14 protein-coding genes are annotated in these 12,355 nt (G+C 60.9%); 2 read left to right on the forward strand and 12 right to left on the reverse strand.

Going from position 1 to position 12,355, the window contains the following annotated elements; translation table 11 throughout:
* Positions 1 to 46 precede the first annotated feature (46 nt).
* The gene (gene ccmB / locus CFY91_RS07365; protein ID WP_093985705.1) at positions 47 to 718 is read right to left on the reverse strand and encodes a heme exporter protein CcmB; all 672 of its coding nucleotides are present in this window, start codon (positions 716 to 718) and stop codon (positions 47 to 49) included.
* Positions 715 to 1,350: a cytochrome c biogenesis heme-transporting ATPase CcmA gene (ccmA, locus tag CFY91_RS07370; RefSeq protein ID WP_093985706.1), complete on the reverse strand. Its 636-nt coding sequence runs from the start codon at positions 1,348 to 1,350 to the stop codon at positions 715 to 717. The genes ccmB and ccmA overlap by 4 nt, the downstream gene beginning before the upstream one ends.
* 139 nt (positions 1,351 to 1,489) lie before the next feature.
* On the opposite strand from ccmA, the gene fliK reads away from it, so the two are divergent.
* Positions 1,490 to 3,019, forward strand: coding sequence for a flagellar hook-length control protein FliK (gene fliK / locus CFY91_RS07375; RefSeq protein ID WP_093985707.1), 1,530 nt, complete (start codon positions 1,490 to 1,492; stop codon positions 3,017 to 3,019).
* Entirely contained in the window at positions 3,016 to 3,366 is a 351-nt protein-coding gene (locus CFY91_RS07380) for an EscU/YscU/HrcU family type III secretion system export apparatus switch protein (RefSeq protein WP_093985708.1), read from the forward strand. Before fliK ends, CFY91_RS07380 begins: the two co-directional genes overlap by 4 nt.
* Positions 3,367 to 3,401: 35 nt before the next feature.
* On the opposite strand, the gene CFY91_RS07385 is transcribed toward CFY91_RS07380, so the two are convergent.
* From CFY91_RS07385 to CFY91_RS07430, 10 genes are all read right to left on the reverse strand, one after another.
* On the reverse strand, positions 3,402 to 3,791 hold the full coding sequence (locus CFY91_RS07385) for a DUF2802 domain-containing protein (RefSeq protein WP_093985849.1): 390 nt from the start codon (positions 3,789 to 3,791) through the stop codon (positions 3,402 to 3,404).
* A gap of 10 nt (positions 3,792 to 3,801) precedes the next feature.
* Positions 3,802 to 4,281 carry a chemotaxis protein CheW gene (locus CFY91_RS07390; RefSeq protein ID WP_093985709.1) on the reverse strand — a complete coding sequence of 160 codons (480 nt, stop codon included), beginning with the start codon at positions 4,279 to 4,281 and terminating at the stop codon, positions 3,802 to 3,804.
* 99 nt (positions 4,282 to 4,380) lie between these two features.
* Positions 4,381 to 5,169, reverse strand: a complete 789-nt coding sequence (locus CFY91_RS07395) for a CheW domain-containing protein (protein WP_093985710.1) — start codon at positions 5,167 to 5,169, stop codon at positions 4,381 to 4,383.
* Positions 5,170 to 5,236: 67 nt separating this feature from the next.
* Positions 5,237 to 6,025 carry a ParA family protein gene (locus CFY91_RS07400; protein WP_093985711.1) on the reverse strand — a complete coding sequence of 263 codons (789 nt, stop codon included), beginning with the start codon at positions 6,023 to 6,025 and terminating at the stop codon, positions 5,237 to 5,239.
* A gap of 84 nt (positions 6,026 to 6,109) precedes the next feature.
* A complete protein-coding gene (gene motD / locus CFY91_RS07405; protein ID WP_093985712.1) occupies positions 6,110 to 6,952 on the reverse strand; it encodes a flagellar motor protein MotD in 843 nt (280 codons plus the stop codon).
* 11 nt (positions 6,953 to 6,963) lie between these two features.
* Entirely contained in the window at positions 6,964 to 7,704 is a 741-nt protein-coding gene (locus CFY91_RS07410) for a flagellar motor protein (protein ID WP_093985713.1), read from the reverse strand.
* Positions 7,704 to 8,813 (reverse strand): protein-glutamate methylesterase/protein-glutamine glutaminase, encoded by a 1,110-nt coding sequence (locus tag CFY91_RS07415; RefSeq protein ID WP_093985714.1) that lies wholly within the window; start codon positions 8,811 to 8,813, stop codon positions 7,704 to 7,706. The genes CFY91_RS07410 and CFY91_RS07415 overlap by 1 nt, the downstream gene beginning before the upstream one ends.
* A 42-nt stretch (positions 8,814 to 8,855) precedes the next feature.
* Complete coding sequence (locus CFY91_RS07420; RefSeq protein ID WP_093985715.1) at positions 8,856 to 11,129, reverse strand: chemotaxis protein CheA; 2,274 nt, start codon at positions 11,127 to 11,129, stop codon at positions 8,856 to 8,858.
* An 11-nt stretch (positions 11,130 to 11,140) separates the two neighbouring features.
* Positions 11,141 to 11,929, reverse strand: a complete 789-nt coding sequence (locus CFY91_RS07425; RefSeq protein WP_093985716.1) for a protein phosphatase CheZ — start codon at positions 11,927 to 11,929, stop codon at positions 11,141 to 11,143.
* A 19-nt stretch (positions 11,930 to 11,948) separates the two neighbouring features.
* Positions 11,949 to 12,323 (reverse strand): chemotaxis response regulator CheY, encoded by a 375-nt coding sequence (locus CFY91_RS07430; RefSeq protein WP_170307339.1) that lies wholly within the window; start codon positions 12,321 to 12,323, stop codon positions 11,949 to 11,951.
* Positions 12,324 to 12,355: the final 32 nt, after the last annotated feature.

A 12,355-nucleotide genomic window follows, 5' to 3' on the forward strand; every position in this document is an offset into this window, starting at 1 on the left:
TGAAGCCCACGCTTCATGCCTCATTCACATCGTCCCGCAGAGCGGTTCACTCACCGACACTGATGGTCAGCCCTGCCGCAATGGCAAAGGGGGTCAACGTCACCGCCAGTGCCGTCAGGCTACCCAGCCAGAACAACTGCCCCACCGCCGGCAAGCCCTGCAATGCGGCCTGCATGGCACCACTGCCGAGGATCAGCACCGGGATGTACAGCGGCAGGATCAGCAAGGCCAACAGCAACCCACCGCGTTTGAGGCCCACGGTCAGCGCCGCCCCCACCGCGCCGAGCAGACTGAGAATCGGCGTACCCAGCAACAGCGACAGCAACAGCACCGGCACGCAACGTCCTGGCAGGCCCAGCATCAGCGCCAACAAGGGCGCCAGCAGAACCAGCGCCAACCCGGAAAACAGCCAGTGCGCGCACACCTTGGCCAGCACCAGCAGAGGCAAGGGGTGTGGCGACACCACCCACTGCTCCAGCGAACCATCTTCGAAATCACTGCGGAACAGGCCGTCCAGCGACAACAACACAGCGAGCAGTGCCGCCACCCAGATCAGTCCGGGCGAGAGGGTCTGCAACAACTGGGTCTCCGGGCCAACGGCCAGGGGAAACAGGGCAATCACAATGGCAAAGAACACCAGCGGGTTGGCCAGCTCAGCCGGTCGCCGGCACAGCAGCCGGGCCTCACGCTTGAGCAACAGGGTAAAGACGTTACTCATGCGGCGATCTGTCCCAAATCAAGTTCCCGGTAACCTGCCGGCTTGTCCTGCAGGTTGTGGTGTGTGGTGAGAATGACCAGCCCGCCCTGCTCGCAGTGGGACGCCAGATGGCGCTCCAACTGGGCTACACCGTGCTTGTCGAGGGCCGTGAACGGCTCATCGAGAATCCACAGGGGCGGTGCCGGCAGGTACAGTCGGGCCAATGCCACGCGGCGCTGCTGGCCCGCGGAGAGGGTATGGCAAGGTACATCCTCAAAACCGCGCAGGCCCACGGCGGCCAGCGCCTGCCAGATCGCCTCGCGGTCCTGGGTGACGTGCAGGGCGCTCAGCCACAAGAGGTTTTCCTCGGCGGTCAGCAGCCCCTTGATACCGGCGGCATGACCAATCCACAACAGGTTGCGCGCCAGGGCATGACGTTGGGTATGCAGCGGCTGGCCCTGCAGGAGAATCTCCCCGGCCGTGGGCTGCATCAGCCCGCACAACAGGCGCAGCAGGCTCGTCTTACCACTGCCGTTGGGACCACTGATCTGCAGCATTTGCCCGGGCAGCAACTGCAGGTCGAGATGCTCGAAGAGCAAACGCCAGTCGCGCTCGCAGGCAAGTGACTGGGTTTCGAGGAAGGGACTGGTCACGGCACGGCGCCTGTCAAGGTTCAAGTCGGGGGTGCTACGGCCGCTATACTGGGCGTACCCTGGGCGGCCAAAGTGAGCGGCATTATACACAGCCGCCGGAACGCTCTAAGCACGCATTTTCAACAGGTTGTAACCCGCCATGGTGGAAATCAGCAGCACCCGCGCCGCGCCACCCAGCCCGCCGCTACGCCCATCAGTCGGCAGCGTCGAGCTGGCAGTACGTCTGCTGCAACCACTCGATCAACTGCTCGAAGCGGGCCAGACAGCCAAAGCGGAAGTCCTCCAGCTTCGCGAGGCCGCCAACAGTTTCCAGTTGGTATTGCGCCTGCAACTGGACAACGGCCAGAGCAGTACCCTGCAGGCGCAGAGCAGCCGTCCCCTGCCGATCGGCGAGCAGGTCCTGCTCACCGCACTATCCGCCACCCAGGCCAGTCTGCGCCCGCAAGGTGCCACCAGTCAGGCGCTGCAACAGCTCGACCTGCACTTACTGCCGACCGGCAGCCTGTTGCAGGGCAAAGTGCTCGACAGCCAGTCACAGCTCGACGCACAAGGCCGTCAACAGTTCCGAATCGTGCTCAGCCTACTCAACACACCGCTGGCCGGAAGCCAGCTGCTGATCGACTCACCACAACCGTTACCCAACGGCAGCCTGCTCACCGCACAGGTTCAGGGCAGCCAGCAGTTGCTGTTCCTGCCGCTGAGCCAACAGCTCGATCAGCTGGCTGTACAGCAACAACTGCAAGGCCAGCTGGCCAACCAGGTCTCACTACAACCGCTACTCAAGGCGCTACCCGCCCTGCTACAGGCCAAGGGCCTGCCGGAAGGCGTGCAACAGAGCCTGCGACAATTATTCGCAGGCCTGCCCGAGCTGGAGCAGTTGAGCAACCCCAAGCAATTGGCCCAGGCCATGGAGAATGCCGGCAGCCTGCTGGAAAACCGCTTGTTGAGCGGCCAGCTCGGCACGCTGCCACACGATTTCAAAGCCAATCTGCTACGCCTGCTCGGTCAGCTTCTGCCACATAATCCGCAACAGGCTCTGGCACAGGCGTTCAGTCTCGGCCAGGGCCAGGGTAGCCAGGCCCTGCCGGCCTTCTTCCGCCAGGCACTGGGCGCTCTGGGCCAGAGCAGCACTCGCCAGCCTGCAGGCTTTCCCCTGCCAACGCGCCTGCTGCAGGACATGGAAGGCGAAGCTGATCTGGAAACCCTGCTAAAACTCGCAGCGGCGGCGGTATCCCGTTTGCAGAGCCATCAACTGGCCAGCCTGGCGCAAAACCAGACACTGCCCGATGGCACTCAGCTGACCACGTGGCAAATGGAGCTGCCGGTACGCCAACAGCAGGACATCGTGCCCGTGCAGGTGCGCGTCCAGCACGAGGAGCCTGACAAAGCCAGTGAACGGGAAAGCCTCTGGCGGCTCGATCTGGCCTTCGACCTGCCGCCACTGGGCGCCTTGCAGGTACAGGCACAGCTGCTGCGTGGCACCCTGAGCAGCCAACTGTGGGCCGAGCAGGCCAGCACTGCTGCACTGATCGACCAGGAACTGGAGCACCTGCGCCAACGCCTCAAGGCCGCCGGCCTACAGGTTGGCGAACTGGCCTGCCGGCACGGCATGCCAGCTCAGGGGGCAAGCACACAACTCAGTCATCGCTGGGTGGATGAAACCGCATGAGCACGAGCAAGCATCAGGCACCACGCCAGGCCATTGCCCTGCGCTACGACGGACGCACTGCGCCGAATCTGACCGCCAAGGGCGATGACGAGCTGGCTGAGGCGATTCTCGCCATTGCCCGGGAATATGAAGTACCGATCTACGAAAATGCCGAACTGGTCAAACTGCTCGCTCGCCTGGAACTGGGCGAGGCCATTCCCGAAGCGCTGTACCGCACCATTGCCGAGATCATCGCCTTTGCCTGGCATTTGCGCGGCAAATGCCCGCCACCTCGCGGCACCGCCAGCGACACTGGGGAAGACGGTTTGCTCTGCCTGGCAGGGCCAGGCGGCAGGAAAGACGTTTAACCGCACAGCAGGCAAACAGAATGCCCAGGAAAACACTAGCCGCGGGGGGCCTGATGCAGCCTGCTGATCAACTCGGCCTCGGCCTTGCTCAGACCGCAGGACTGGGTGAGGTCATCGACACTGGCCCCCATGCCCACTAGGCGCGCGGCCTGGGTGAAGGACAGTGAACTGGGATCGCGCTGCTCGATCTGGTTGAGTTTCTCCGGCAGCGGCGCTACCACCCGGCGCAACTCATAGAGTTCTTCACCCATACGGATGCTGCCGGTCAGGTAGGTATCCAGGCGCTTGTTCAGCTCGCGCAGGCGCTGTTCAAAACCACGCGCCTGCACCTGCTGCTGTTCAGCCTGCTCACGCAGGCGGCGGGCCAACCACAGGCAAAACCCCAGTAGTCCGGCGCACAGCACCAGCAGGCCGCCCAGCGCCATTTCCAGCAACTCAGATACTCTCCAGCTCGGACCACTCTTCCTCGCTCATCATCTTGTCGAGTTCAACCAGAATCAGCAGCTCGCCGTTCTTGTTGCACACGCCCTGGATGAACTTGGCGGATTCGTCGTTCCCCACATTCGGTGCCGTTTCCACTTCCGACTGGCGCAGGTAGACCACCTCGGCCACGCTGTCGACCAGGATGCCCACCACCTGCTTGTCCGCCTCGATGATAACGATGCGGGTATTGTCGGTAACCGGCGCAGAATCCAGGCCAAAGCGCTGGCGGGTATCGATTACCGTCACCACGTTGCCACGCAGGTTGATGATGCCCAGCACATAGCTAGGCGCGCCCGGCACCGGAGCAATCTCGGTGTAGCGCAGCACTTCCTGCACCTGCATCACGTTGATGCCGTAGGTTTCGTTATCCAGGCGGAAAGTCACCCACTGCAGGATGGGATCTTCGGAACCTTGTGCTGAACTCTTCTTCATGTTCCCTAGCCTCGTCTTGAGCCGCCAGCAGCGGCGAACGTGGGTACCAATCCCACTGTTGTATTCACTATAGCCGGCCTCACGGCCCGCTTGTCACCTTCAGGTTGCCATGCGCTTGACCGCACCGCTGGCAATCAACTCAGCCAGCGCGGTAACGTCCAGCAAGGCACACATGTGTTCAATCACCGTGCCAGCCAGCCATGGCCGCTGTGCACGCTGCGCACGCCACTTGATCTGTGCCGGCTCCAGGCGAATGGAACGGCTGACCTGATGCACCGCCAGCCCCCACTCGTAACCCTGCACGGATATTACGTACTGTAGCCCTTCGCGGAAATCCTCACGATAGCGTTCCGGCATCACCCAGCGGGCCGTGTCGACCACTTTCAGGTTGCCTGCCTGACACGGCAGGATACCGAGAAACCACTCAGGCTGGCCAAACAACGGGGTCAGCTCCTGTCCGTCCAGCGGATAGATACTGCCCAGGCACACCAACGGCACCGCCAGGGTCAAACCGGCCACATCGAACAGCAGGCATTCGAAAGCCTCCTCCCCCCAACTCGGCCGTCCCTCCAAGGACAAGGGGTTATGCGGCGGAACAGCCGGCGCCTCGACAGCAGCCTCGACGAGTGGCTCGGCCAACGCCGCTGACAGAGGCTCGGCGGGCGGCTCTACAGGCGCAACAGGCAGATCAATACGCGCAACGGGCTCGGCTAGCGGCGCCGCGCTGGCAAGCAGGCGCGCATCACGCACCTGTTCCTCCAGTACGGCAGCCTGGAACTCATCCAGTTCGGCCTGCTCCAGCTCGACCGCCGCCTCCTGCAGCAGGGCATCCAGATAACTCTGCAACGCCAGCTGCGGACGGGTGGCAGTTACCGGCACACGATTCATAAAGCCATCCAACCTTCTTCAATAGTCACTCTATCGGCCATGCCGTGGAGATTCTTGAGCCCAACCCTCAGGCTACCTGCGTGACACCCTGTTGGCTGAGCAGGTGCTTGAGCAGTGCTCGGTAGGCAATCACCCCGCGACTTTTCGCATCGAACTGCGAAGGGGTCTGTCCTGCCCGACTGGCATCACGCAGGCGCGTATCCACCGGTATATAGGCAGGCCACAAGTGTTCTGGATAGGCATTGCGCAATGTACGCAGGGTCTGCAAAGAAGCCTGGGTACGCCGATCAAACAGCGTCGGCACGATGCTGTAGGGCAATGCCTGCTTGCGCGAACGGTTGATCATCTGCAAGGTGCTGACCATGCGCTCCAGGCCTTTGACAGCGAGGAATTCGGTCTGCACCGGGATCACCAGCTGCTGGCAGGCTGCCAACGCATTGACCATCAGCACGCCAAGCAGCGGCGGGCTGTCGATGATGGCAAAGTCGTATTGCTGCCAGAGTTGCGCAAGACTCTTGGCAATCACCAGACCCAGGCCACTCTGCCCCGGTGACTGACGCTCCAGGGTTGCCAACGCCGTGCTGGAGGGCAGCAGGGCCATGCGCTCATGGCTGGTCGGCAACAACAGGCTGGCCGGCAGCCCTTCAGCCACCTGGCCGTGGTCGAGAAACAGATCGAAACAGCTATGTTCCAAAGCGTCGGGATCATGCCCGAAATAACTGGTCATCGAACCATGCGGATCAAGATCGACCAGCAACACGCGCTTGCCGGCATCGGCCAACAAGCCCGCCAAGGCAATGGACGTAGTGGTCTTGCCGACCCCACCTTTCTGATTGGCAACTGCCCAGACTCTCATCGTACGCTTCCAGCCGGCCCGCAGCGGACCTGCACAGGTCAACCGCAGCCAGGCCGCGAATGACAGGGAATTGACGGACTGCGCTTAAGGCGCAGAGCTTGCAGGAGCATTTGCAGGTTGCGTGCCAGCTCGTTGCAAGGCCGCGTCCGGAGTGGCATTGCCACTGCCTACGCCACTCACACTGCGGCGCACTTCGAGATTGCGTGACACCACCAGCACTACCCGGCGATTACGCGCTCGCCCTTCCGGCGTGGCATTGTCGGCTACCGGCTGAAATTCGCCATAACCCACTGCAGCCAGGCGTGACGGATCAACTCCGTCCATCGCCAACAGGCGCACGATACTGGCTGCACGAGCAGTAGACAGCTCCCAGTTGCTGGGAAACAACACCGTACTGATCGGCACGTTATCGGTAAAACCCTCCACGTGCACCGGGTTCTCGTAAGGCGCCAGAATCTTGGCGACCTTATCGATGAGCACGAAGCCGTTCTCGTTGGGAATGGCATCACCACTAGAAAACAGCAGATTGGAGTTCAGCTCGATCTCTACCCATAACTCGTTGCCACGCACCGTCAATTGGTCACTGGAGATCAGGTCACCAAAGGCTTCACGTACGCTGTCGGCAATGCTGACCAGCGGGTCTGTGGGCGCGTCAGGGGCGCCTGTGCCCTGCTGTTGCTGCTCGCCCTGCTCGGGGTTGAGCAACACCGCCGGCTCCTCGCCAATGGGAATCGGCCGAATGGCGCGTTCGGGCTGGTTAAACACACCCACCAGCGAGTCGGAAAGAATCTTGTACTTGCCCTCATTGATCGAGGAGATCGAATACATCACCACAAAGAAGGCAAACAGCAAGGTAATGAAGTCGGCGTAAGAAACCAGCCAACGCTCATGGTTTTCGTGTTCTTCTTCGATGCGGCGACGCGCCATGGCTCGCTCTCCTAGCCAATGAAGCCCTGCAGCTTCAATTCGATGGAGCGCGGATTTTCGCCTTCGGCAATCGACAACAGCCCTTCCAGAAGCATTTCCCGGTAGCGCGACTGGCGCTGGGCAATCGCCTTTAGCTTGTTGCCGATCGGCAGCAGCAGCAGGTTGGCCATACCGACACCATAGATGGTGGCGACAAACGCCACGGCAATGCCACTGCCCAACTGGCTGGGATCGGCCAGGTTGCCCATGACGTGGATCAGACCCATCACCGCGCCGATGATGCCAATGGTCGGTGCATAGCCGCCCATACACTCGAACACCTTGGCCGCCTGGATGTCACGCGCCTCCTGGGTATACAGGTCGACTTCGAGGATGCTGCGAATCGCTTCCGGCTCGGCACCATCGACCAGCAACTGCAAGCCCTTGCGCGCATAGGGGTCCAGCTCGGTTTCGGCAATCGGTTCGAGTCCCAGCAGGCCTTCCTTACGCGCCGTCATGCTCCAGCCGACGACCTTGTCGATGCCGCCCAGCAGATTGATACGCGGCGGTAGGAAGATCCAGCCAACCACCTGCAAGGCACGTTTGAACACCGGAACCGGCGTTTGCAGAAAAGCCGCCCCCAGTGTCCCACCCACGACAATAAGCGCCGCGGGGCCATTGAGCAGTGAACCGACATGCCCGCCCTCGAGAAAGTTGCCGCCGACTATCGCCACGAAGGCCAGCACCAGCCCGATGACGCTCAACACATCCATCAGATACAGGCCTCGGCCAGGTGCCGACCGATGTCATCCAGGCTGTATACCGCATCGGCCAGATTGGCCTTGACCACCGCCATGGGCATGCCATAGATGACACAACTCGCCTCATCCTGCGCCCACACCTGGCTGCCACTCTGTTTGAGCAGGCGCGCTCCTTCACGACCATCGGCGCCCATACCCGTCAGCACCACGGCCAGAACCTTGTCGTTATAGGACTTGGCTGCCGAACCAAAGGTAATGTCCACGCAGGGCTTGTAGTTGAGGCGCTCATCACCCGGCAGAATCTTCACCACGCCACGGCCATCGACCATCATCTGCTTGCCACCGGGAGCCAACAAAGCCAGCCCCGGGCGCAGCACATCGCCATCCTCGGCTTCCTTGACAGAAATTCGACAGAGCTTGTCGAGGCGCTCGGCAAAAGCCTTGGTAAAGGCAGCCGGCATGTGTTGGATTAGCAGGATCGGCGCCGGAAAATTGGCCGGCAACTGAGTCAGTACGCGTTGCAAGGCCACCGGCCCCCCCGTGGAGGTCCCAATGGCCACCAGCCGATAGGATTTGCGCTTGGGTGCCGGGCTAGTCGCTGCGGGGGCAACCGACGCGCTCTGACGCACACTGCCTGGCGAGGCACTGCTTGCTGCACTCGGACGTGGCGCTACGACAGGCGCGCTGCTCGGCACAGCAGGCTGCGGCTGACTGGCGCGCCGATTGCTACGGGCAATGGTGTGGATCTTCTCGCAGAGCAGTTGCTTGACCTTCTCCGGGTTGCGCGAGATGTCTTCGAAATTCTTCGGCAGAAAATCCACCGCACCGGCATCCAGGGCATCGAGCGTTACCCGTGCGCCTTCGTGGGTAAGCGAGGAAAACATCAGTACCGGGGTCGGGCAGCGCTGCATGATGTTCTTCACTGCCGTGATGCCGTCCATCATCGGCATCTCGTAATCCATGGTGATGACATCCGGCTTTAGCGCCTGGGCCTGCTCAATGGCTTCACGACCGTTGGTCGCGGTGCCGACAACCTGGATATTGGGATCGGCACCGAGGATTTCCGACACCCGACGCCGGAAAAAACCGGAGTCGTCCACCACCAGAACCTTGACAGCCATACACTCTCCTAACAGGCAGCAGACATCACTACTGCCAAACAATCAGATTCGACGTGCGTAGCGCTTGAGCATGCTCGGTACGTCGAGGATCAGGGCGATACGACCGTCGCCAGTAATGGTGGCGCCGGACATGCCAGGCGTGCCTTGCAGCATCTTGCCCAGTGGCTTGATCACGACTTCCTCCTGGCCAACCAACTGGTCGACCACGAAGCCGATACGCTGGCTGCCTACGGTGAGGATCACCACATGACCTTCGCGCTGATCTTCCTGGAAAGCATGCGGCACCAGCCAACGCTTGAGGTAGAACAGGGGTAGCGCCTTGTCACGGACGATCACCACTTCCTGGCCATCCACCACGTTGGTACGCGACAGATCGAGATGGAAGATCTCGTTGACATTGACCAGCGGGAAGGCAAAAGCCTGATTTTCCAGCATGACCATGAGTGTCGGCATGATTGCCAGCGTCAAGGGCACCTTGATGACGATGCGCGAACCCTGGCCTTTTTGCGAGAACACGTTGACCGTGCCGTTGAGCTGGGAAATTTTGGTTTTCACCACATCCATGCCCACGCCACGCCCGGACACGTCGGAAATCTCCGTTTTGGTGGAGAAACCGGGAGCGAAGATCAGGTTATAGCACTCCAGATCACTCAGCCGATCCGCAGCATCCTTGTCCAGCAGGCCTTTCTCCACGGCCTTGGCACGCAGCACATCCGCATCCATCCCTTTGCCGTCGTCAGTGATCATCAGCAGAATGTGATCGCCTTCCTGCTCCGCGGACAACACCACTCGACCGGTACGAGGCTTGCCCGCCGCCTCGCGTTCCTCCGGTGTTTCCACACCGTGGTCAACAGCATTACGCACCAAGTGCACCAGTGGATCAGCCAAAGCCTCGACCAGGTTCTTGTCGAGGTCGGTTTCTTCACCCACCAGCTCCAGATTGATTTCCTTCTTCAGGTTGCGCGCCAGATCACGCACCAGGCGAGGGAAACGCCCAAAGACTTTCTTGATGGGCTGCATGCGGGTCTTCATGACCGATGTCTGCAAGTCAGCCGTCACCACATCCAGATTGGACACGGCCTTGGCCATGGCCTCGTCTTCGCTGTTCAGGCCAAGACGCACCAGCCGGTTACGCACCAGAACCAGTTCACCCACCATGTTCATGATTTCATCCAGCCGTGCGGTATCGACCCGCACGGTGGTCTCTGCTTCACTGGCCGGCTTGTCGGCAGCCGCCGGGGCAGCAGCCCGGGCAGCTGCGGGCGCGGCGGCAGCGGGTACCGGGGCAATCGCTGGCTTACTGGCAGCTGGCTTGGCAGGTTCTGGCTTGGTCGATGTTGTCGCCGGCTTTGCCGCGCTGACACTAGCTTGGGCATTGGCTGGCTCAGCGGCTTCGGCCGGCGGCACAAACTTGCCCTTGCCATGCAACTGATCTAGCAAGGCTTCGAATTCGTCATCGGTAATATTGTCGCCTGCCGGCACTGCAGGGCTGGATGCCGCTAGCGGAGCTGCCGGAGCAACGGAAGGGGCAGCAGGCGCTTCGTCAACGACAAACTTGCCCTTGCCGTGCAATTGATCAAGCAGTGCCTCGAACTCGTCATCGGTGATCTCGTCACCGCCTGCCACGGCAGCAGCGGGTGCTGGCGCAACAGGGGTAGCAGCGGCAACGGGTGCAGCAACAGGCGCCGAGCTATCGACAGCGAACTGTCCCTTGCCATGCAACTGATCTAGCAGCGCCTCGAACTCGTCGTCGGTAATCTCGTCGCTACTCGCTGCTGCTACCTCGTTTGCTGGCGCCGGGGAGCTTGGAGCATCGGCCGCTTGCAGCAGTTGCTCGAACTCGTCATCGCTGACTACTTCTGCAACGTCTTCGACCGGAACCTCAGCCGGCTCGACAGTGGCAGTCTCGCCCACATCCTCATCACCGCCGGGCTGCGCCAGGCGTGACAAGGCCGCCAAGAGGTCTGGATGCGCCGGGGTTGGCTCGCAGCGCTCACGCACCTGGCTAAACATCTCATTGACCGTATCCAGCGCCTGCAGGACCACGTCCATCAGATCCGAGGTTACGCGGCGTTCACCCTTACGTAGGATGTCGAAGACGTTCTCGGCAATGTGGCAGCACTCGACCAGCGCATTGAGCTGGAGAAAGCCTGCGCCACCCTTGACCGTGTGGAAGCCGCGGAAAATGGCATTGAGCAGGTCCATGTCATCCGGACGGCTTTCCAGCTCGACCAGTTGCTCGGACAAGTGTTCGAGAATCTCGCCAGCCTCTACCAGAAAGTCCTGGAGGATTTCTTCATCGGCGTCGAAGCTCATGCAGGTGCTCCCTAGAATCCCAGACTGGATAGCAGATCATCGACGTCGTCCTGACCGGACACCACGTCTTCACGCTTATCGGCATGGATCTGCGGACCTTCACCCCGGGAAGGCTCTTTTTGTTGTGCTTGTTCGCTGCGCAACTGCTCACGATCATGATGAATACCGGCAAAACGGTCGACGTGACTGGCCATCAACACCAGTTTGAGCAAGCTGTTCTCCACGTCGGCCACCAGCGCGGTGACTTTCTTGATCACCTGACCGGTCAGGTCCTGATAGTCCTGAGCCAGCAGGATATCGTTCATCTTGGCACTGAGCTGGTCGGCATTGTGTTGACTCTGGCCAAGGAACTGTTCGACACGCCTGGCCAGATCACGAAATTCTTCGGCCGACATTTCCCGGCGCATGAAGCGCCCCCAGTCATTGCGCAGGCCTTGCGCAGCCTGGCTCATTTCGCCAAGCAGGGGCGTGCTTTCTTCCACCAGGTCCATGGTGCGATTGGCGGCCTTCTCGGTCATTTTCACCACATAACCCAAGCGGTCCGTCGCATCAGCAATCTGCGACACTTCCTGAGCATGTGGCGAGGCCGGATCGATCTGGAAATTGACGATGGCGTTGTGCAGCTCACGGGTGAGCTTGCCGACTTCCTGGTACAGGCCGCGATCACGGACCTGGTTCAATTCATGGATAAGCTGGACCGCACCGCTGACATTGCCCATTTCCAGGGTCTCGATCAGCTCACGGGCATGTGTTTTCAGCGTCGACTCCAGGTCAAGCGCATTTGCTTCGTTGTACGCCATAGTGCCCTCGCGGCAGACATCAGCCGTTGACCCGCTCGAAAATCTTGTCGATTTTTTCTTTCAACACCTGGGCGGTGAAGGGCTTGACCACATAACCATTCACCCCGGCCTGCGCCGCTTCGATGATCTGGTCGCGTTTGGCCTCGGCAGTCACCATGAGCACCGGCAAATGCTTGAGCCGCTCATCAGCACGCACCGCACGCAACAGGTCGATACCGGTCATACCGGGCATGTTCCAGTCGGTGACCAGGAAGTCGAAGCTGCCACTCTGCAACATGGGCAACGCCGTCGTGCCGTCGTCGGCCTCGGACGTATTGGTAAAGCCCAGGTCACGCAAGAGGTTCTTGATGATCCGTCGCATCGTCGAAAAATCGTCAACGATGAGGATTTTCATATTCTTGTCCAAGTCGACCTCCGTACAGTCTC

It is taken from the genome of Pseudomonas fluvialis (genome assembly GCF_002234375.1).
Taxonomy (GTDB): Bacteria; Pseudomonadota; Gammaproteobacteria; order Pseudomonadales; family Pseudomonadaceae; genus Aquipseudomonas; species Aquipseudomonas fluvialis.